The sequence below is a fragment of the Streptomyces sp. NPDC048664 genome, assembly GCF_040650555.1.
In the GTDB taxonomy this organism is placed as follows: domain Bacteria; phylum Actinomycetota; class Actinomycetes; order Streptomycetales; family Streptomycetaceae; genus Streptomyces.
Genome location: NZ_JBEZHK010000013.1, coordinates 12,091 through 33,009, shown reverse-complemented (window position 1 = coordinate 33,009; position 20,919 = coordinate 12,091). Strand labels below are relative to the sequence as shown.

The 20,919-nt window shown below is 69.9% G+C and carries 14 protein-coding genes; 13 read left to right on the top strand and 1 reads right to left on the bottom strand.

Annotated features, from left to right (window positions below):
* The first annotated feature begins 77 nt into the window (after positions 1-77).
* The 3 genes from AB0C59_RS16410 (at position 78) to AB0C59_RS16400 (ending at position 3,012) form a co-directional block, all read left to right on the top strand.
* Entirely contained in the window at positions 78-854 is a 777-nt protein-coding gene (locus tag AB0C59_RS16410) for a GntR family transcriptional regulator (RefSeq protein ID WP_363004962.1), read from the top strand.
* Positions 855-1,515: 661 nt separating this feature from the next.
* A complete protein-coding gene (locus AB0C59_RS16405; RefSeq protein WP_363004960.1) occupies positions 1,516-2,523 on the top strand; it encodes a hypothetical protein in 1,008 nt (335 codons plus the stop codon).
* Between the two features lie 162 nt (positions 2,524-2,685).
* Positions 2,686-3,012 (top strand): WhiB family transcriptional regulator, encoded by a 327-nt coding sequence (locus tag AB0C59_RS16400; protein ID WP_234048915.1) that lies wholly within the window; start codon positions 2,686-2,688, stop codon positions 3,010-3,012.
* Between the two features lie 94 nt (positions 3,013-3,106).
* On the opposite strand, the gene AB0C59_RS16395 is transcribed toward AB0C59_RS16400, so the two are convergent.
* Entirely contained in the window at positions 3,107-4,921 is a 1,815-nt protein-coding gene (locus AB0C59_RS16395; RefSeq protein WP_363004958.1) for an RNA-binding domain-containing protein, read from the bottom strand.
* A gap of 677 nt (positions 4,922-5,598) precedes the next feature.
* Here AB0C59_RS16395 and casA point away from each other — a divergent pair.
* The 10 genes from casA (at position 5,599) to AB0C59_RS16345 (ending at position 20,828) form a co-directional block, all read left to right on the top strand.
* Positions 5,599-7,158 carry a type I-E CRISPR-associated protein Cse1/CasA gene (casA, locus tag AB0C59_RS16390; RefSeq protein WP_363004955.1) on the top strand — a complete coding sequence of 520 codons (1,560 nt, stop codon included), beginning with the start codon at positions 5,599-5,601 and terminating at the stop codon, positions 7,156-7,158.
* 27 nt (positions 7,159-7,185) lie between these two features.
* Positions 7,186-7,815 carry a type I-E CRISPR-associated protein Cse2/CasB gene (gene casB, locus AB0C59_RS16385; protein ID WP_363004953.1) on the top strand — a complete coding sequence of 210 codons (630 nt, stop codon included), beginning with the start codon at positions 7,186-7,188 and terminating at the stop codon, positions 7,813-7,815.
* Positions 7,812-9,008 carry a type I-E CRISPR-associated protein Cas7/Cse4/CasC gene (gene cas7e, locus AB0C59_RS16380; protein ID WP_363004951.1) on the top strand — a complete coding sequence of 399 codons (1,197 nt, stop codon included), beginning with the start codon at positions 7,812-7,814 and terminating at the stop codon, positions 9,006-9,008. Before casB ends, cas7e begins: the two co-directional genes overlap by 4 nt.
* Positions 9,005-9,727: a type I-E CRISPR-associated protein Cas5/CasD gene (gene cas5e / locus AB0C59_RS16375; protein ID WP_363004949.1), complete on the top strand. Its 723-nt coding sequence runs from the start codon at positions 9,005-9,007 to the stop codon at positions 9,725-9,727. The genes cas7e and cas5e overlap by 4 nt, the downstream gene beginning before the upstream one ends.
* 44 nt (positions 9,728-9,771) lie before the next feature.
* Positions 9,772-10,470, top strand: a complete 699-nt coding sequence (cas6e, locus tag AB0C59_RS16370; protein ID WP_363004947.1) for a type I-E CRISPR-associated protein Cas6/Cse3/CasE — start codon at positions 9,772-9,774, stop codon at positions 10,468-10,470.
* A gap of 504 nt (positions 10,471-10,974) precedes the next feature.
* Positions 10,975-11,205 carry a hypothetical protein gene (locus tag AB0C59_RS16365; RefSeq protein WP_363004945.1) on the top strand — a complete coding sequence of 77 codons (231 nt, stop codon included), beginning with the start codon at positions 10,975-10,977 and terminating at the stop codon, positions 11,203-11,205.
* Between the two features lie 118 nt (positions 11,206-11,323).
* Entirely contained in the window at positions 11,324-11,524 is a 201-nt protein-coding gene (locus AB0C59_RS16360) for a hypothetical protein (RefSeq protein WP_363004943.1), read from the top strand.
* A gap of 4,074 nt (positions 11,525-15,598) precedes the next feature.
* Entirely contained in the window at positions 15,599-18,367 is a 2,769-nt protein-coding gene (gene cas3, locus AB0C59_RS16355; RefSeq protein ID WP_363005215.1) for a CRISPR-associated helicase Cas3', read from the top strand.
* Positions 18,368-18,829: 462 nt separating this feature from the next.
* Positions 18,830-20,191, top strand: coding sequence for a hypothetical protein (locus tag AB0C59_RS16350; RefSeq protein WP_363004941.1), 1,362 nt, complete (start codon positions 18,830-18,832; stop codon positions 20,189-20,191).
* Between the two features lie 214 nt (positions 20,192-20,405).
* Positions 20,406-20,828, top strand: coding sequence for a hypothetical protein (locus AB0C59_RS16345; RefSeq protein ID WP_205383793.1), 423 nt, complete (start codon positions 20,406-20,408; stop codon positions 20,826-20,828).
* The last annotated feature ends 91 nt before the right edge of the window (positions 20,829-20,919 follow it).

The window sequence follows — 20,919 nt, the reverse complement described above, 5'->3', positions numbered from 1 at the left end:
AGGGACAGCCGTCTCCCGCTCCAGCCGTGCTCGGGTCCACGGCCAGGAGCGGAGAGGGCGCTGCGTACGGTACGACCATGATCTTGCCGCTGGAAGACGACTCGAGGCCGCCCTACCTCCAAGCCGCCGAGGTGCTGCGCGACAGGATCCACACCGGCGAGTACCCGGCCGGGAGCCGGCTGCCGTCGGCACGGATACTCCAAGCGCACTTCGGGGTATCCAGTTCGACCGTGCAGAACGCACTGAGAGTGCTGAAGCGGGAGGGCATGGTCTACTCCGTGCTCGGCCGCGGCAGCTACGTCAGCAGCGCACACCCCGGCCTCCTGCCGGCGGCCCGCACACCGCCCTCTCCCGCCCCCAACAACGTGATCGACAACGAACACGACCCCAGGCCCCCCTACGTCCGTACGGCCGACCTACTCAGGCAAGAGATACGGTCCGGCAACCTCGAACCGGGGAGCCGGCTTCCCTCCGCGCGGGAACTCCAAGACAGCTTCGGTATCGCCAACTCAACGGCACAGAACGCCGTGCGCGTGCTCAAACGCGAAGGCCTCGTCTACGCGATCAAGGGCAAGGGCGTGTTCGTCCGTCGCTCCGTACGACAGGACGAGCCGCGCCTTGGTGAGAAGGCGGCATCAGCACAGCCCGGCTCCCGGGCCCAGCCACGAACCGATGAAGAACTCGCCGCAGACCTGGCCGCCGCCGAGCAACGCCTGGCGCGCGCCGCCGACGCCTACACTGCGGCCGGCGCCCAGCTCGACGCCCTCACCCGCGAGGCCCTGCGCCGCGGCATTCCCGTGCCCGCAGCGCCTTCGCCGTCTGTGGCACCCCTCGCACCCCGCGCCACGGTCTGATCCGAGAGCAATCGATCCTCGGTTCCGGCCACCAGAACAGCGCCGACGGTGAATGATGGCGATCGGGACGCACGGGGATGCAGAAGCCAGGCCGCCACTCGACCGCACGCACGCCTTCACGTTGTTGGAGGCTGCCGTCCAGTCGTGGGGCGTCGATGTGCCGGAGGACCCAGGACCGGGTGAGCTGGCACAGCTACTGGACGAGGTCGTGGAACGCCTGAGCGCGGATCGAAGCGACGAGCGGTCGCGGACGGCCGCCGAGCCTCTGGCTCAGGCTGCCGAGGCATTGCGGGCGGTGGCCCGGCTCGGCCCCCTGCCGACGATATCGTTGTGGCACCTGAGGACCGCACTCCGACAAGAAGCCGTTGCCCGCGCCCAACTCGCCGAACAGAGCGATCCCCAGTCGGTCGCGTCCCCGTCGTAACCCAGCGCCCCGAACCGACGAACAGCGTGGCGCACCCATCGAGCCGAGCCCGATGGATACGGTGGCGCCCTGCGGCATCGGTCTGCTGCTCCTCACGCGAACCTCGGCCCACAGGTTCAAGGCGGAGGCGAAGAAGCTCGGCTTCGACCAGAGCCATCCCACCGACCGCACCACCGCACACCAGTGCCTGTTCCTCACGCTCCGCGGGCCGACGGAGCGGAGCGAAAGGTACCCGCCATGCCGACGACCCAGATCAGCAGCCGCGCCCGGACCTACGCCGTCTACACCGGCGCCCCCTACCAGGCCGCATGTGACGCCGTCGCTGCCTTGGAGCCACAAGCTCCCCTCATCCCGGCACCCGCCCAGCACGAGCAACTCCTCCTCGAATCCGAGGTGTTCTACTGGATCCTCAACGCTCAGAGGCACTTCTTCGAGTACCCCTTCGGCATCCGGTACGTTCAGCCCACCCCACACGGCATCCGGCTCCACCTGGAGAGCAACGCCAGCCTCGACAGCCTGCTGAGCGGGCTCCTGCCGTGCCGCTCACCGATGCGCACCGGACGAGACGAGATCTACGGCCTCAACGGCGTCCGCATCAGCGCACGCACCGATCGCGGCATCGAGCTCCGCCGCCTCGGACAGCCGACCAGCATCCGGCTCACCGGCCCCTCGCGCCGCGCCTTCCAAAAGGCCGAGAGCGTGCTCGCGAAGCGGGTCCACAGCAACGGCGGAGAAGCCTGCTGGCTGGTCGGCGACACCTGGACCCCCTACGAGAAGCAGTGGGACACCGAACGCCAACCGATCGCCTACGAATCCACCTGGCGCGACGCCGCCTGGCTCCCCAGCGGACTGGTCCGCCGCCTCGGACTCCTCCACACCGTCGCCGTCCCCCAGGTCGTCACCGGACACGAAGCGCGCCTGGGGGAGTGGTGGGTCCTCCAACTCGAGCACGACTCCGACACCGCCCTACGCCGCGCCGAACTGGTCCAGGCCCTGACCGACCCGCATCATGGTCTGCCGCTGGAGCTCTGCGGCCACCGCGACCTGACACCCGGCGGCAGCCTCGGCCTGGTTCTGCTGAAGTCGCCCGACCGCACCGCCGCTCTCCAGCTGCGCTACGACCGGATCGACTACCCGATCAAGAAGGACCGCGCCGACATGTTCGCGGCGATCAGGCGACGCACCAGTGCCCTGACGGGCGAGGCATCGCTGCCCGCCATGCCCGGTTGCCCGGGAACCGGATGACTCTGGGCACGAGGCGTTGGGGCCTTCGTCAAGGCCCCTTCACCCGAAGGGATTGCCCCGATACGACGATGTCCCATGCCGCCGGCGTTTGCCGTACCGTTCTCGGACTGCGCCTGCCCAGGGGAGTGCGGCGGGCCGGACCGGGGAGAGGGCGGCATCGGAGTGGACGGGGAAGACCAGGAGACCTGGGGTGAGCGAGCGGTCTGCAGAACCGCTGATCCGGACGAGCTTTTCGTCGAGGGCGCGGCCCAGAACAGAGCCAAGGCCCTGTGCACCGGCTGCCCGGTGCGTACCGAGTGCCTGGCCTACGCCCTCGATCACCGGATCGAACACGGAATCTGGGGCGGCATGACCGAACGTGAACGGCGGGCTCTCCTGCGACGGCGCCCCCTGGTCACGTCCTGGCGCCGGCTGCTTGAGACCGCGCGTTCGGAACACGACCGACTCGCCCGACCCGATGAAGCGCGTGCCTGGGAAGCAACTGGGTAACCCTCCGGCCACCGTCGAGGTCCTGTCTGCGTCCCCGGCGGCGGGCGAGAGGGCCGTGACAGCGGTGGGTCCCGACCCGTGAGATGGCCCGGTCCTACAGCAGGTCCATCTCCGCGTCGACGTACCCGAACTGGCCGACCATGTACGCCAGCGCCTCCCGCAGCAGGCGCTGGCGCTCTGCGCGGCCCATGGCCGGTGCCGCGGTGATGGTGACGGCCATCCGCGACCTGGGGCCGCCGTCGTTGGGGCCGAGCGACGTCAGGTCGACGCGCGTGTCCAGATCCGGCAGGACGCCGTTGTCGGCAGGTTGTTCGCACGTCATCCGCAGTTCGGTGGTGGGCGGGGCGGCCCACGACAGCCCGGCCGGGTCGCCGACGACATCGGGCAGCACCTCGGCGGCCGTCTCCCACGCGGCGAGCAGCACGGCCTGGACCTCGTCGAGTCCCAACTGCGTGTCCTCGCCGGCACCCAGGACCGCGGCCCACGCCTCCGGGTTCTCGATCAGGACGTCTGCGCAGGCGACCACGGTGGTCTCCATCGTGGTGGGCAGGGCGAGCATGACGGAGGCCTTCACGGCCGGGCCGCCGTCCGGCCTGGCGATCGTGCACACGTAGCCGACGGAACGGGCAGAGTTGCCAAAGGGCCCCCGCTCCCAGCGAGCGGCGGGCAGATCCGCGCCTCGGCGCCGGGACAGCATCGTCAGCGCGCCCGCCACCGCGCTGTGCGGCAGCTTCTGTTCGAGCAGCGTACGCCGGGGTTTGCTGACCTCCAGCGTGCCCGGGTCGGCCCAGGGCAGGTTCACCAGGGCGCGCAGGCGCAGCGCCGGTGTCTGGCCGGAGGTCCCGATCTCGGCGGACCGACCCTGGTTGAGGCTGAAGCGGGGGAGCGGCTGCCACCGCCACACGCCGCGCTTCGAACGTGTCAGGCGGCCCGCGCCCCACGATCCGCCGTCAAGGTCCACACTTCGGGCGTCGGCCGCGATCACCCACGCCGTGTCCGTGTCCTTCGGCGGACAGGGCAAACCGATGGCCGCGAGCGGGTCCTGGCCCGGTGCATGCCGACCGGCTTCGACGATCGCCTGCCAGACGGGCGCGGCGACGGCCGCCGGAGGGCGCCCGGCCACCAGACACAGCACCCAGCCCGGCACGCCGTCCTGTTCGTGGTGCAGATCCTGCAGAGCAGCTGAGCCCTGCGCCCGCGCCTCTCCGGCCGGCTGGCCCAGCCCTGCGTCGGCCAGCTGCTCGTAGGCCGCACGCATCTCCCGCTCGCGCTCGGGCACGCCCTGTCCGACCCGCAGCCCGCTGTCCGGCCCAGCTTTCGAGGTGGCCCGCCGTACGAGCTCGGTGAGGGCCTGGGCGGTGGTCATGCCGGAGGCTCGGACACCGGCGGAGAGCAGCTGCTGGATCTCGGTCCGCGGCAGCCAATACGTGCTGTCGCCGTCCCGCCTCGGCACGGCGACCGTGTCCGTGCGCGGCGAACCAGGCTTGCCCACCGGTGCCGGCACGACGAAGAGCGTGTCGCCAGCCTGCGCGGGAACGTCGATGAACGCCACCCGCTCGCCGTCCGCGCCGGACCATCCGACGCGCACGCCCCGAGGTGCCGGAGTAATCCATCGACGGATCAGCTTGCGGATCTGGTCCATGTTCACCGTCGCCGGGTCGACACCGACGATGTGGTCCAGGACCTCTTCCTCATGCTCCAGGCGGGTGGCTATGCCGATGATGATGACCCCGCCGCCCCCGTTGGCGAACCCGGCTACATCCTTGGCGAGTTCCTCGACCGCCTTGGGGTCCGCCAGCTGGTACGGGCCGCTCTTCGCGTCGAGCCACTGGGTCTCTCGCAGTCCCAGCAGAGAGCCGGGCTGGTGGGACTCCAGCGCGGCCAGCGCGCTCTTCAGATCGTTCAGCACCCCGGCAGTATCCACCGGCGTACCGGCCTACCCCGGCCGGGTTTCACACCTTTACCAGTAACGACGCGCGCGACGAGCGGCGGTGCGGGGAAAGACCAAGTCAGTCAAGCGCGGGGACGAGGACGGGGGCGGCGCGGGCGGCTGCTCGCGGCGGCCGGGCGCGAGTCAGCCACCCAGGCCACTCGGTTTGCCAGCGACGCGGGTAGGCGAGGCTGTTGGGCTTCTCCAGACGCCGGTCGTAGAGCTGTGCAATATCTCACACGCCGTTTCCGACGAGCGTGGAGATTCACCGTGGGCCTCGATAAGCGTCCCGTGAGGTCCACGGTGAAGGCCTCGAATCACTGATGGTCGCTGACCAACCTCTCTGCCCGATTAGCGATCAACTGGCGGGCCGTCACCAAGGGTCCGCAGCGACGCAGTTAGCAGCGACCAGGGCACCTGCGTGGCAACCGGAGCTGTTCGGGAAGGTGCCGCGCGGAAAGCGGTCGCCTGCCTCGCCCGGTAGTGAGCCGCCGGACCTTACCCACCACCTCTGACAACAGGACGCCTCGTCAGCATCCGGCCACAGCGGCTGTTTTGCGCCACGTCGTAGCGGCTGCTTCCATGACGCTCGCTCACTGCCCTGAGCTGCACTGATGCCGCTCCGGGAGGTCGTTGGAGTAAGAGGAAGGAGCATCATGTCGCACCCATTTCGTGTTGACCGTGACCCCTGTGTCCCGGTCCGCGTCCGCGCTGGTCTCACGGCGGACGAGGCCGAGGAGCTGGCCGGTCTGGTCCCCGGTGCGACGGACGGAGCAACTGCAATGGTCGGCCTTCGGTCTCTGCTGACCGCCGCGCATCTGCTGGCCGACCTCGATGTGCCCGAACCGCCGATCGAGGCGATGTGGCGACGCGTCCTAGCCGCGATCGCCCTCCGCGTCGGCGGCCTCGACACCCCGCACGGCGAGACCTGGCTCGACTCCCGCGAGGACCTCCTGGAGTACGGACGGTTCGACACGGCCCGGATCGCCGACTACTTCGACCCGGCGCCAGAGCGGTGGCGCCTGTACGGCGGGCCCCGCCCGTTTCTTCAGGACCCGCGCCTAGCAGATGAGGGCGGTGACGTGGCGTCCCCTGGCCGGCTGGTGATGACCCGCGCGTCCGGCGCGAACGCCCTGTGGACGGATCCCACCCCCCAGGACGTCCCCGTCGGCGCGAAGGATGCCGTCGCCTGGCTGCTGGCCTGGATCGGCTACGGCCCTTCCGGCACCGCCGGGACGCGTAGCCGCGCCGGCCGCAGCAGCCACATCGTGAAGGCCGGCCCCCACCGCGCCGTCATCTCCTACTTCCCCCACCACCCCGACAGCCTCTTCACCACCCTCGTCCTCTCCGTACCCGCACCAAGCACCTGGCCCACCAACCCCGGTATCGACCTGGCCCCCTGGGAGAACGAGAACCTCCCCGATCCCCTGACTTCTCAGCCACCCGCCGGCCCTGCATCTCTCCTTGCCGGACGTGCCGCCCACGCCGTCCTGCTGAACGGCGACGACACCGGCCGGACCGTCGGATGCCGGATCACCTGGGGCACCACCACCGATCTCCCGCCCGCGACCGACCCGTACGTCATCGAACGCGACACCGGCGGCCCCTTGCGCGCCTCCCGCAGCCGCGCCGTCTGGCGCGACCTGGACGCTCTGCTTCTCCACCAACGGCCCGGCGACAAGAACACCCTGCGCCGCCCCACCGTCTTCGACCACCTCGCCGAACTCGACCCCGACCTCCTCGCCCACCTCGGCGTCCGCGCCCTGGGCTGGGACCAGGAGCGCCGCGACCTCGACCGCGCCTGGTACAGCGCCACCACCCCGCCCGTGCTGCGGCACCTCGCCGAAGCCGACCCTGACAGCGCGGCCGCGATCGCCGCCACCCACCGCAGCGCCGAGGCCTGGGCCTGGCAGCTGCGCCGCGCCCTCTCAGCGGCCTGGCGCGGAGCCAACCCTCTACGTCACAAGGACGAACAGCACGGCTTCATCGACCAAAGCGCCGCACGGTACTGGGAACGCGCCGAGACCGAGTTCTGGACCGCCATCACCAACCCCGACACACCTCCCGCCTTTCAGCCCCTGGCAATTGCCTGTTTCGACACCAACGCCACCGCCCTGAAGTCCACGGCCCGTGGCCGCCGGGCCACCGCCGAGGCCCGCGCCCAACTCACCCGATCGCCCCGCCAGACCGCAGGCCCCCGCCGCCCGGCAGCCTGACCGGCCTGCAGCCACCCGGAAGAACCGATGACCTACTCCGATTCCCTGGCGAGTCCGGCAGAAGAGACGACCGGCCAGAGCCTCGAGCCGCCCCGGTGGCTCGCCCGCGACACCGCCTACATGCGCTACGTCGCCGACGTCTGCTCCACCCCACAGGGCCGCCGCGACCTGAGAGACGGCCTCAACATCCGCCGCTTGGACGAGTCCTGGCGCATGATGCGCCACCTGCGCCCCCGCATCCCCAACTGGGGCCCCGACGCCACCCTCGCGCACCTTGCCGTCGCCGGCCTCTACGCCCACCAGGCCGCCAACCCCACCACCGACCGCACCACCCCCATCCTGTACGACCCCGCACACGGCAACCTCGGCTGGTCCCTCGAGCGCGCCGTGCGCCAAGGCGTCCTGCGCGAGGACAGCACCGCCGACCTCCTGGAACGCGTAGCCCGCCAGCGCCGCCTACAACCGGCCCTCGCACTGCTGCACCGGCCCGTGACCCGCATGACGGCAGCCGGCATCCCCGTCTCCTGGCCCCGGCTACTACGCGACCTGAACGGCTGGCCGAAGTACCGCCCCCAGATCGCCGACGCCTGGATGCAAAGCCACTACAGCCCCGACCCCACCCGCCTCACCGAAACCCCCGAGGAGACCCCCGCATGAGCCTCGTCATCGACGTCCACGTCCTGCACGCCTACCCCCTGTCCAACCTCAACCGCGACGAGTTCGGCTCCCCGAAGATCGCACTCCTCGGCGGCGTCGAACGCACCCGGATCTCCTCCGCCTGCCAAAAGCGCGGCTGCCGCATAAACACCGAGACCGTCCTCGGCGACAGGGCCCTACGTACCCGCCGCATCCCCGAGAAGGTCGCCGCCGAGCTCCGCACCCGCGGCTGGAGCGAACAGGACGCCCTCGACGCCGGGCAGGCCATCGCGCTGACCGCCCAGTTCTCCGGCATGAAGCTCGCCGAAGCCGGCACCACCAACGTCATGCTCTTCGTCCCCGAATCGGCGATCACCGACCTCGCCGACCTCGCCGCCACCCACCACGACCTGCTCGCCCCGGCCGCCGAACAGGCCCGCGCCCAGGCCGAAGCCGCCGACAAAACCAAGGCGAAGACCAAGACCAAGGCACCCGCACTGGACAAGGACACCAAGGCCAAAATCGCTGAACTCAAGGACACCGTCCGCACCATCCTGTGCCGGCGCAACGGCTCTATAGCCGCCTTCGGCCGGATGCTCGCCAACACCCCCGAAGCCACCGTCGACGGCTCCATCGCCGTCGCCCACGCCATCACCACCCACGCCGGCGAAGAACAGCCCGACTTCTTCACCGCCGTCGACGACATCCCCGGAACCGACAACGGCTCCGCCCACATGGGCCAGCACGCCCACGCCTCCGGCACCTTCTACCGCTACGCCACCATCAACGTCGACGAACTCCTGCACAACCTCGACCACGACCAGGCCATGGCCCGCGAACTCATCCGCGCCTTCCTGACCGAGTTCGCCCGCCACATCCCGACCGCCAAGAAGAACAGCACCGCCCCCTTCACCCCGCCCGCCCTGGTCCACATCACCGTCCGCACCGACCAGCCCATGAACCTCGCCGGCGCCTTCGAAGCCCCCGTCACCGCCGACGACACCTCCGGCTGGACCGGCCCCAGCATTACCGCCCTCGACCAACACACCGTCGCCGTCAACCGCTTCCTCGGCGACGAACACCTCCTGGCCGCCGCCCACTCCGGCACCGCCGACCTGACCGGCTTGACCGCCCTCGGCACCCACATCCCCCGCCTCGACACCCTCGTCACCACCATCACCGAAGCCGCCCTCACACCGGCAGGCCGGCAGTGACCACTGCACTCCTCCTGCACCTGTCCGGCCCGCAATTCTGGGGCGGCCCCCAAGGCGGCACCACCCGCACCAGCCACCCCCACCCCACCCGCAGCGGCATCACCGGCCTCCTCGCCGCCGCACAAGGCCGCCCCCGCGGAAGCGACCTCAGCGACCTCGACCACCTCACCCACACCATCCGCATCGACCGGCCCGGACAACGCCTCCTCGACTTCCACACCGTCGGCGGCGGACACCCCAAACAGCACACCGTCCCCACCGCCGAAGGCGGACACCGCGGCAACGCACTCGTCTTCCGCGACTGGTACCTCCACGACGCCGCCTTCACCATCGCCGTCACCGGACCAGCCCCGCTCATCGACGACCTCGCCACCGCTCTGCGCAACCCCGTCTACCCACCCCACCTCGGCCGCCGCGCCTGCCGACCCGACACCCCCGTCCTCATCACCACCACCCACGACCCCGACACCTCCCTCGAACACCTCCCCCTCCACCGCCCAGCCCCCCGCACCGGCGACACCGTGCCCGTGACCTTCCTCACCGAACACCCACCCACCCCCACCACCCCCCACACCCACACCATCGACGACGTCTCCCGCCCCGGCCGCACCTTCACCACCCGCCGCCTGTGGGAGACCACACGACACCTCCCCACCACCCGATGCGCCGGCCTCGGAACCGCCTACCTCAACGCAGTCACCGCCCACCGCACCACCTGACGACCGTCACCCGCCCACGCGGGAACCCACAACGGAGCACCACCATGACCACCACCGCCCACCTCACCCGACTCAAACTCAACCCCCTGTCCACCGAGGCCGCCCGCGACCTCCGCAACGTCCACTCACTCCACCGCACCGTCCTCACCCTCGCCCCCGACCACCTCGGCCACAGCCCCCGCCAAGCAGCCGGCATCCTCTTCCGCCTCGAACACCACCCCCGCGGCCACACCCTCCTCATCCAGTCCACCCAGCCCCTCAACCTCGCCTCCCTCCCCATCGGCTACGCCACCGCCACCGACGAACGCGACCTCACCCCGCTGCTCACCTGGTGCCAACCCGGCACCCCCATCCGCTACCGCATCCACACAGAGCCCATGCGCTGCTCCCGCAACGCCGCGACTACAGAACGAGACGAGAAGGGACGACTCAAGCGAGGTCGCCGCATGCACCTCCACGGCGACGAGGCCACCCAGTGGTGGCACGAACGCGCCACCACTGCTGGCCTTGCGCCCCACACCGACACCACCAGCTCAGCGGCTCAACCTGACATCGCCGGATGGAAGAACGACCCTGACCACGAAGGCAAACGCATCCGTATCCGAAGCCGCGTCACCCGCTTCGAAGGAACCGCCACCATCACCGACACCACCGCACTCCACGGCGCACTCACCGCCGGCATCGGCCGAGGCCGCGCTTTCGGAAGCGGACTGCTCTCCATAGCACCCCTCACCCGGGTATAGAGCTACACCAACGCCACAGCCTTCAGGCTTTGAACCTTGATACGAAAACAGCAAATCGCTTAGAAACGCGCAGGTCACGTAGAGTGCAGCCCGCCCCCGCGGGTGTCCTCCCGCCTCCACCATCTCCGGCTGCGTCAGCATGTCGTGCAGCCCGCCCGTGCGGGGGTCCTCCTATCCCCGATCCGGTCGCTCCCGCGGGGAACGGTGTAGCCCGCCCGTGCGGGAGCCCGCCGTTCAACATCCTGACGCTGCGCGCCCGGGACACGTGCGGCCCGCCCGTGCGGGGGTCCTCCGCGGTACTGGTGGGTCCTGTTCGCGCACGTGGTGCGCGGCCCGCCCATGCGGGAGTCCTCCGTGGCGGTGACATCCCGAATGTCACCGGCGGTCGTGCCCGCCCGCGCGGGAGTCCTTCAGCGCTCGGCATGACCGTCCGGCGCGACTTGATGCCACCCGCCCGTGCGGGAGTCGTCCGACGCTGCCCAGGGCCTTGAAGATGCTGACCAGGTGCCGCCCGCCCGTGCGGGAGTCGTCCACTCCGAGACCACCTCCACGGACACCCCGGAGAGTGCCGCCCGCCCGTGCGGGAGTCGTCCGGTTGACGGCAAGGCGACCACGCTGGAGAACGTGTGCCACCCGCCCGTGCGGGAGTCGTTCGAACTCTCCCTGTTCTACGGGGAGAAGGACGCGGTGCTGCCGCCCGCGAGAGTCCTCCGGTCTCCGCGATCACGGCCGTGAGCTTGTCGCCGTGCGGCCCGTCCGTGTGGGAGTCCCTAATGGCGCGGGGGTCCTCCGGGTGGGGTTGGCAAAATGGCCAACACCATCAAGCACAGCCCGCCCGTGCGGGAGTCATTCGATGGAGGAGAACCACGAGAGCGACGAGGAATCGTGCCGCCTGCCTGTGCGGGAGTCCTCCGACGAGACCAGTCCCTTCCTTCATCTGCCGGATGTGCCCCCGCCCGCGCGGGAGTCCTCCGTTGAGGTCGGCGGAGAGGTCGCCGGACTGGGTGTGCCGCCCGTCCGTACGGGAGTCCTCCGGATCACCAGCCGCGCGTAACGGCGCGGGCCCTGTGCAGCCCGCCCGTGCAGGAGTCCACCGGCCCGGACGCCGTGATACGTGCGTTGGGAGGGGCAACTCATCGCAGGGTTCGCTTGGTGCAAGGCCTGTTGCTTCCACGAGAGCGACGAGGAATCGCGCCGCCTGCCTGTGCGGGAGTCCTCCGTCGTGCTCCAGTCCCACCGACTCGGCGGCGAAGTGCTGCCGCCTGTGCGGAGTCCACCGTAGCCGGAGAAGAAACACAAGGCGGCGACAAGTGCCACCCGCCCGTGCGGGAGTCGTCCGGCCGCCGGACACGAGGCGCCCGTCGAGCTGACATGCCGACTGCCTGTGCGGGAGTCGTCCGGTGCCCGGCGTCATGGAGGGCATGGTCATCCGGTGCCGCCTGCCCGTGCGGGAGGCCAGCGCTGACGGGAGACGCCATCCCAACTGCAATCCGCTCCTGCGGAGGCCGTCGATCCCCGACCAACGGAACAACGACGTCAGAGTGTCCCACCCGCCCGCGCGGGGTCCACCATTCGGCGCCTACCACTGGGGCGCACACGACGAGTGCATACCCGTCTTCGCAAGATGCCATCGATCCCCGCCGATGCGGGAGTCCTTCAATGACTACCGAGCAGGCGACCCGGCACTGCAGATGCTGCCCGCCTGTGCGGGAGTCCACCGATCACGACCGCGACTACAGCGCCGCCCGCGATGTACAGACGGTCCATGCGGGAGTCCATCGAGCCAGGTCCGCACGCCGGTGAACGCTGCTAGGTGCAGCCCGCCTGCGCGGGGGTCCTTCGAAGGGCATGATCGACACCCGGCAGCTGGCGAAGCGCTGCCCGTCCATGCGGGAGTCGTCCGCTGACCGTGCTGTGCAGCCGCGGCAATTGGGAATGCAGCCCGCCTGTGCGGGAGTCCTCCGTGGGCGGTCGCCAACAACAAGCCTGCCAGGCTGCGTCACCCGCCGGTGGGGGAGTCCTCCGATGGAGGAGATGCACGAGATTGAGGCGGAGTTGTGCCGCTCGCCCATGCGGGAGTCCTCCGTGCACGGTGCCGTACCGGCGGGCGCACCGGGTGTGCCGCCCGCCCGCGCGGGACTCCCCCGAAGGAGGACACCGAGAAGGTCGACCTCACCAAGTGCCCGCCCGCGCGGGAGTCGTCCGTGTGGGTGCCGCCCGCCCCGCCCGTGCGGGGGTCCTCCGCCGAGGAAACAGCCCCATAGGGATCGGCGGCGGTGCAGCCCGCCCGTGGGAGTCCTCCGTTACCCATGGGCTTCTGGACGCGGCCGATAACATGCAGCCCGCCTACGGGAGTCCTCCGCTCAAGGGGTCCCCAGCTTGGGGGCGGTGCAGCTGGCCCGCGCGGAAGTCTTCCGGTCCGCTGGTCGCGCTGGATCTTCGCCCCGCTGTGTCGCCCGCCCATGCGGGAGTTCCCCGTACATCGTCGGCGAGTTCGAGACCATCATCGAGTGCCGTCCGCCAGTGCGGGGGTCTTCCGTCGGCTTTCGGGTCGATCGCGACCCACTCGGATAGCGGCATCGGCACGGGAGCGATCCCTGGCAAGAGGAGTTGGCGCGACATCGGGATCATGCGCCGTCCGCCCTTGCGGGAGTCCTTCGTACGCGATCCCGATCGGCTCGGACGGACAGATGTGCCGCTCGCCCGTGCGGGAGTCGTCCGGCGTACATCGACGAGAACAGCATCACCGGCGAGTGTCACCCGCCTGTGCGGGAGTTCAACGGAGCCCATCGACCTCGGCTACAAGACCATCTACTGCCGCCCGCCTGTGCGGGAGTCCTCCGCCGAACGCGCGATCCCTGACGGTGGCCAGGTAGTGCTGCCCGCTTGTGCGGGAGTCCTCCGATCAGGCCCGTGCCCTCGTGTATCTGCCGGATGGGGAGCCCGCCCGTGCGGGAGTCCTCCGAGACCGAGCAGTGCGGCGTTGGCCTTGGCTTCGTGCCGCCCGCCCGTGCGGTTGACCTCCAACGCAGGACAGCAAGCAGCCCGCGCTCTGGAGCTGTGCCGCCTGCCCGCGCGGGAGTCCTCCGGTTCCCGAGTCCGCACCGCTGATCGGCCTGGAGTGCGGCCCGCCCATGCGGGGGTCCTCCGGAGCGTGCCTGGCTTCTGCTTCCGGAGCGCACGTGCCGGCCAGTGCGGAGTCCTCCGACCTAGCCGGGCGTGATGACCGGCTTCTCCTCGTGCCGCCCGCCCGTGCGGGTGTCCACCGTTGCCGTACAGCACGTTTCCCGTGACTGCGTCGAGCAGCTTGCCAATGAGTGGGTCCACCGGGAACCGACCGGCGCGACCTGATGGAGCTCCAGTGCAGCCCGCTCGTGCGGGAGTCCTCCACCACCGACCCATCACGTAGACGACAGGGGACAGCGTCACCCGCTTGTGCGGAGGTCCGCCGATGGTGAAAACGTGGACTGCCACGGGGCTCGTGCGCAATCCGCCCGTGCGGGAGTCCTCCGATCAGGTCCCCGGCCTCGTTGTAGTACGTTCGGACGCTGCCCGCCCGTGCGGGAGTCCTCCGTCGTACTTCCCTGGGTCGACGACGAAGTGGTTGTGTCACCCGCCTATGCGGGGGCCTCCGATGGTCTCCTGGACGTACTCCAAGCCCGCCCGTGCGGGATGCCATCGATCTCCCGCCGGTGCGGGAGTCCTTCAATGACTACCGAAGCAGGCGACCCGGCACTGAAGGTGCTGCCTGCCCGTGCGGGAGTCTGGCAACGGCGGCCATCAACCCGCTCAGCGGGGTCCACCGCTGCACAGATCAACTGAACAAGATCCGTAGACGTGCAGCCCGCCCGCGCGAGGGTCCTCCGAGCTGGGAAGCCAGCGACTCCCAGCCCGTGAAATGGCGCCCTCCCGTGCAGGAGTCGCCCGATGTACGCCTGCTTCGTCAAGCACTTCATCCGGTGCCGCCCGCCCGTGCGGGCGTCCATCGTTGCCGTACCAGCGTTTCCCGTGACTGCGTCGAGCAGCTTGCCAATGAGTGGGTCCACCGGGAACCGACCGGCGCGACCTGATGGAGCTCCAGTGCAGCCCGCCCACGCGGGAGTCGTCCGATCGGTGCACCGTGGATCCCGGTTGACGTCTAGTGCCTCTGCCCGCGCGGGAGTCCACCGCGCGTCGTGTAGCGGGTCGGAAGCTGCCGAGGCCGCAGCCCGCCTGTGCGGGAATCCTCCGTCGTCCATCGTGTACGGCGGCAGTACACCCGGGTTCCGTCCATGCGGGAGTTCTCCGGCGATGAACGAGTGGCGCGAGGACAACGGCTGAGATTCGCCCGCCCGTGCGGGAGTCCTCCGGTTGTGGCGATCCCGGATGTCCACGTGCTCACGTGCCGCCCGCCTGTGCGGGAGTCCTCCGATCATGACCGCGACGACGGCGCTGCCGACGATGTGCCGCCCGCCCGTGCGCAAGTCCACCAGCGCGGGTGAGGTCATCCCGTTGTCCAGCCAGCAAGCGCGAGGGTCCACCGGAACTCCTGGCGTTCCAGCCGGCGTGCAATCCGCCTGTGCGGGAGACCATCGTGGAAGGCACGCGCCCGATACCTGCTGCGTCGTACAGGCAGGACCCGAGACAGCGCAGCCTGCCCGTGCGGGAGTCAACCGTCGCGGCAGTCGCGGCACTTCGGGCCGATCCGGTGCCGCCCGCCCGTGCGGGAGTCCTCCGTGGTTGTGAATCTGGTGGCGGCCCTTGTTGTGGTCTAACCGTCCAATCCACCTGTCCCGGATGAGCTGTTCACCGAGCGAGGCCGGGAGCGGAAGGCTCGGTCAGTGGCATCTGAAAAACCGCCTATGCGGGGGCCACCCGACTTGAGTGGTTACGAGGACAGCCCGTTTGCTCGGGGTCATCGCACGCTACGTACCTGACCTGGCGCCGACCGGAGCGCAGCCTGCTTGTGCGGGAGCCCGCCCTTGGGGTGGCGCCCCCTGTCGTACACCACTGTGTGCAGCTGGCCGACGGGGACGTCCATCTTCCACCCGTCGGCGATCGCCAGGGAGTAAACAGTCTTGGCCGCCGACGCGTGGGTCCTGTTGTTCCTCAGGCTGATGTTTCATTTTTCTTTCGTTTATTTGAGGTGATGTATTTAATGGTTACTGACTTGTGTTCCTGCGTATGGGGAAAGTTCGATGAGCTTCCCGCTCCGTATCCGCTGGGGTGCCATTTGCTGGATACTGCAGCGGTCGCCATGCTGCTCTGGGACGTTCACCTCTCGGCAGGTCAGCGCAGATTTGCAGCCGAGTCCTTCGGGGTCTCGGAGCGTCAGGCGCGTGCACTGGTGGGGTTCTGGGCTGGCCTCCATGACCTGGGAAAATGCTGCCCTTCTTTCCAAGCATCCCCAACAGGCCCCGAACCGGAGTTCCTGCAGCGGAAGGAATTCGCATCCCCGGCAGGGTGGATGAACGAGGGTTCCGTACGTCATGAACGGGTGACGCATCTCGTTCTTCCGTCCATCCTGGCCGACTTCGGGTACGACGTTGCGTCGCGTCCGGGGAAGTCGGTGGCGCATCAGGTGGCGCAGATCCTTGGAGGACATCACGGCGTCTACGGCTCCATGCTGGACCGGGTGACGCTGCTGCACCCGGAGAAGACGGAGCCGCGCATCGGGACGGCGACGGGATGGCAGGAGCAGCGGGCCGCTTTGGTGGACGTCGTGCACCGGGCGTGCGGACGCCCTGCTGCGCCGGCGCGGGTGGCGCCTGCGGGAGCGGCGGTGCTGGTGACCGGGCTGGTGGTGCTCGCGGACTGGATCGCGTCCGGGCACCAGTGGGTGTCGGCGCGGCAAAGCGGCTGGCTGGCTGCCGCAGATGAGGACTGGGAGGCCCACTTCCAGCGGGCCCTCGCCGCTGCGAGCCCAGCCGTGGAGAAGTTGCAGCTTGCGGCACCACAGTGGGCGCCTGCGACCCGGTTCTCGGACGTCTTCCCGGAGATCACCCACCCGTACCCGCTGCAGGCCGATATCGGCGCCCGCCTGCCCGGCCTCGTGACCGGACCAGGGATTTTGCTGGTGACCGCACCCACCGGTGACGGTAAGACGGAGACGGGACTCTTCGGCGCCCGCCTTCTCGGCGCGGCGGCCGGCCACCCCGGCCTCGCGGTCCTGCTGCCGACGATGGCCACGACCGATGCGATGTGGGACCGCGTACGCACCTACGTCCGCCGTGCCGCGGCCGCCGACACTCCAGTGACTCTGCTGCACGGAATGGCCTGGCTGAAGGAGGCATACTCCACGGACGCCCCCGACACCGAACTCTCCGACGACGGGGTGTCCACGACGGCGGGCGACTTCATGCGCCGCAAGCACCTCGGCCTGGCCGCCGGCGCAGCAGTCGGCACCTGGGACCAGGCCGCGATGGCCTGCCTGCCCATGCGATTCAACACCCTGCGCTGGCTCGGCCTGTCCGGCAAAACCGTGATCATCGACGAGGCCCACGCCTACGACGCCTTCGGCCACGCCCTCACTGTCCGCCTGCTCCAGTGGCTCGGCCACTTCGGCGCTCCCGTCGTACTGCTGTCCGCGACCCTCGCCGGCCACCTCGCCGAGCGCCTGGTCCACGCCTACCTCCAGGGCGCCGGCCACACCACCCCACAGCCCGTCGACCCGGCCTACCCAGGCTGGCTGTTCGCGGACTCGACCACCGGCGTCGTGACCGACTCCGGCACGATCCCCAGCGCCCGCGCGCACTTTCTCGGCGTCGACCAGCACCTCGTGCGCCACACCCATGACCCCAGCGCCCCCGACGGACGCGCCACACAGCTGAGGCGAACCCTCGCCCCGCTCTACGACGCCAGTGAAGACCCCGGTGCCGTCCTCATCGTCTGCAACACCGTTCCTGACGCTCAGGCCACCTACCAAGCCCTCGCCGCCCGCTCCGGCACCCGCACCCCGAAGCTCCTGCTGCTCCACGCCCGCATGCCGCAATGGCAGCGCGAGGACATCACCCGCCGACTCCTCGCTCTCCTCGGCCCCCGCGCCCGCCGACCGCGCGAGCCGTGGATCGTGGTGACCACTCAGGTCGCCGAGCAGTCCCTCGACGTCGACTTCGACCTCGTCATCACCGACCTCGCACCCCTCGCCCAGCTCCTTCAGCGCGCCGGCCGCGGACACCGCCACTCCCTCGCCGGCCGCGGGCACCGTCCCGCCTGGGCACCCGCCCCACGCCTAGTCGTCTTGTCACCCGCCGGGGAGCTGCCACCACCAGCGTGGGGGAACGTCTACGACCAGGCCCTGTTGCGCCGGACCCGCGACCTGCTCGCCGAGAAGGCTGACATACCCGTCGCCATCCCGGACGCCGTCACCCCCATGATCGAAACCGTCTACGCGGACCTGAACACCCTCGCCGAACAAGCTCTGCACGACGACCACCGGCGCGCTGGCCAGGATGCCGCATACGCTGCGGCCGCTGACACCGCTGCCATCCCCGCCCCCGACACCCTCACTGACCTCTACCCGATCACCGACCGCGACCTCGACCCCGACCTGCTTACCACCCGCCTCGGCGCCGACTCGGCACGGCTGCTGCCCGTCTACCACGCAGACGACGCCACCTACTGGCTCGACCCCCAGCGCAGCTGCCCCCTGCCCATGCCAGCCCCCGGGCGCAAGCGGCTGACCCGCGAACAGGTCGCCGATCTCGCCCGTCTCAGCATCCCGGCTCCCGCAACGTATCTACCCGACGACCCCGACACCGCCCCGCCCACGGAGTGGAACAAGACTCCGCTCGCCCGCGAGCTGCGTCTGCTGCCTCACCGGGTACTGCCTGACGGGCGTATTCAGGGCCGACGGACAGAACGACACATCCTGCGTCTCGACCCGGTCCTCGGTCTGGTCCGTTCTGCCGCCCGATGAACCAATGACGGCAGCGGCCGATTGTGCTGGATTCCCTGGAGTGAAGACCACCAGCACCTGCTTGTCACTCGGCAGCCTGCAACTCCAGGTGAGATCCACCGGTCAAGCCCAAGCCGACGGCAAGGGCGCCCGGGTCTGTCGGACGACCCGGCACTCACCCCGGAGCCCACCCACGACTCTACGGCCTTGCAACAGCCGCTCTGCATGGGCAAGACGGCCGCCGAGGAGCATGCCGGTCCCCTCCTTCCGTACCGGCGATACTCGTACGCGCCACGACATCAAGCGGGTGGGTGTACCGCAAGGCTTCAATGCCGAACAGTCGGGCGGTCAGGTGTCAGCCATGTCCGGTTCTCGTGCTTCACGGGTGCCGGGCCGCAACGCCGGGCAGAGTGGGGGCGGCAGACAATCCGGGCCGGTCTACCGGCCAGGGGGATGTGCTGACGGTCTTGGGGAGGGGACGGCATGACGCTGTTCACACGGAACGCACCGGACGACGGCAACGGCCATGCGAACCAGCAGCAATGGCTCCAACAGCCTGCAGGAAAAGCCGTGTTCGACCGGGCGGAGTTCATCGACCGTTACGCGGTGCTGCGGTGGGACACCGACCTCGGCGGCGTCGCGCTTGTGCACTCGCTGGTCGACGGCAACGCCGCCCCCAAGACCGTCACCAGTGCCCTGCGCCGACACCACGGTGCACGCCTGGCCGACAGATACGCGTGCGTGGTCGTGGCACAGACCAGCACCCAAGTGAGCCAACCCTGGGTGCCTGACCTCCAGGCCTATGACGTTGACGGGGGCGACCAGCCGTACTACACAACATGGGCCGAGCTGGCGGCCCTTCTCGGACAGCCGGCGCCGTACTGGTTCCACGCGCTGCGCGACCGTGACTCGATCGCCGCCTGGCGGCCGGGCGCCCCACCGGCGGTGGTGCCCGCGCATGACATCGCCACCCCAGTCACGGCGTTGACGGAGCTCGCTGCGGACGAGCCGGACGGGTCCCCGGCGGCCGAGCTGTGCTGGTACCTCGCTCGCGAAGTCCGCCACCGCGGCCACTCGTCGACCACCCGCTACATCGCCGAACTGCGCAAGAACGCGGCCGACGGCGGCGACGGTGCCCACCTTGTCCTTGGCGCGGTACCGGCCTCGCTGCTGCGCCCCGCCCCAGAGGAGCCGACGGAGATGGTCCGCCGCGCCGGCTGGCTGAGCATCACCGAACGCCGCGACGTTCTCGCCCACCGGGTCGCTGCCTTCGCGCAGCGCTGGGACGGTGGCCGGGACTGGCACACCGGAGCTGTGGTCAGCGTGCGGCCGGAGGCCTGCGCCACCGCCCGTGAGTGGGCCAGGCGCCTGGTCCCGGCAGATGCCGACCAACCACCGACCGTCCTGGAGAAGGTCCTGCTGGACAACGACCGCCGTGCCGACAGCGACGTCCTCCTCCACGATCCCGTCGCCGGCGTCCCCGTGCTGCAGCGCGACCCGGACACTGGCGCTACGGATCTGTCCACCTGCACACTGCAGCGCCTGCCGACCCGCTCGCCGCTCGCGGCCCTCGTCCTCAGCGCCGGGATCTGCTGGATCCGTACCGAAGACCAGACCTTGTGGCTGGCACCCGAACGGGACGGCTGGGGCATCGGCTACGGCTACTCGGGCAACGGCTGCCTCACCCTCGCCCGCCTCGTCGATGTCCTCCTCGACGACATCTCCGCCCCCGCGGTACGTCCCGACGATCCCGCGGCACCGCGAGCGCTGTTCGAGCTCCTGCGCGACGCCCCCGGCACGGTGACCTACACCCGAGCCCAACTGCTCGCAGCCCGAGGCAAATGACAACGTGAGGGCCCTTACCCGCCTGCTGAAGCCGGGGGCATCATGAGCAGCGCATCGCACCTTCCTGCCTGGAAGAGCATGGCGGGCCCCTCGTGCTGAAGAACCAAGGAGGGACCCGCCCCGCTTCCGCTCGACCCGAGCCGGGATGAAGCGGTCAGATGCACGGTCGCGCGCTGGCGGAGGTTTGTCAGCCGGTCGAACTAAGCTCCGAAGCATGAGTACCCCCGCACCAGAACCGGGCCCGTTCGACCCGCGGAACTTCCCCGCCGACCTGGTCGCGGCCCAGCGCCAGGTGACGGAGCTGTACGCCGCTCTCCGCGCCCACCAGGCGACGCTCCCCTGGTCCCGTGAACCTCATGCCGGCTGGCCAGACGAGACGGAGCAGGGAAGGGAACGGTGCGGCCGACCCGCGTCGCCCGGCTGGACGCCCGACGAGGCCAACAAGTTCGACCGGCTCATGGAGGAACTGCGCGCCGCCACGGCGCTGGTGCAGTGCCACACCTGGTGGGCGCACTGCGAACAGGAGGGCATCAAGGGCCCAGACATGGTCGCCGCACGGCAGGCCCTCAAGCACGCGAAGGGCGCCGTTCCGGAAGGCGCGCCCCTCGAGCAGGAAGACGTCCGTCCAGCCGCCTGAACCGGCTGCGGGCATGGTCCTTTCCGGCCGAAGCTCAGAGCGCTCAAGGGGTACAGGGCCCCGCATCATCGCGTCCCCTGCAAACGCCACG

What these genes read in the sequence shown, in the direction of transcription:
- AB0C59_RS16410 (WP_363004962.1), top strand. Translation starts at nt 78, where the DNA reads ATGATCTTGCCGCTGGAAGACGACTCGAGGCCGCCCTACCTCCAAGCC.
- AB0C59_RS16360 (WP_363004943.1), top strand. Translation starts at nt 11,324, where the DNA reads ATGGAGGAGAACCACGAGAGCGACGAGGAATCGTGCCGCCTGCCTGTG.
- AB0C59_RS16350 (WP_363004941.1), top strand. Translation starts at nt 18,830, where the DNA reads ATGACGCTGTTCACACGGAACGCACCGGACGACGGCAACGGCCATGCG.
- AB0C59_RS16405 (WP_363004960.1), top strand. Translation starts at nt 1,516, where the DNA reads ATGCCGACGACCCAGATCAGCAGCCGCGCCCGGACCTACGCCGTCTAC.
- casA (WP_363004955.1), top strand. Translation starts at nt 5,599, where the DNA reads ATGTCGCACCCATTTCGTGTTGACCGTGACCCCTGTGTCCCGGTCCGC.
- cas6e (WP_363004947.1), top strand. Translation starts at nt 9,772, where the DNA reads ATGACCACCACCGCCCACCTCACCCGACTCAAACTCAACCCCCTGTCC.
- AB0C59_RS16345 (WP_205383793.1), top strand. Translation starts at nt 20,406, where the DNA reads ATGAGTACCCCCGCACCAGAACCGGGCCCGTTCGACCCGCGGAACTTC.
- casB (WP_363004953.1), top strand. Translation starts at nt 7,186, where the DNA reads ATGACCTACTCCGATTCCCTGGCGAGTCCGGCAGAAGAGACGACCGGC.
- cas3 (WP_363005215.1), top strand. Translation starts at nt 15,599, where the DNA reads ATGTATTTAATGGTTACTGACTTGTGTTCCTGCGTATGGGGAAAGTTC.
- cas7e (WP_363004951.1), top strand. Translation starts at nt 7,812, where the DNA reads ATGAGCCTCGTCATCGACGTCCACGTCCTGCACGCCTACCCCCTGTCC.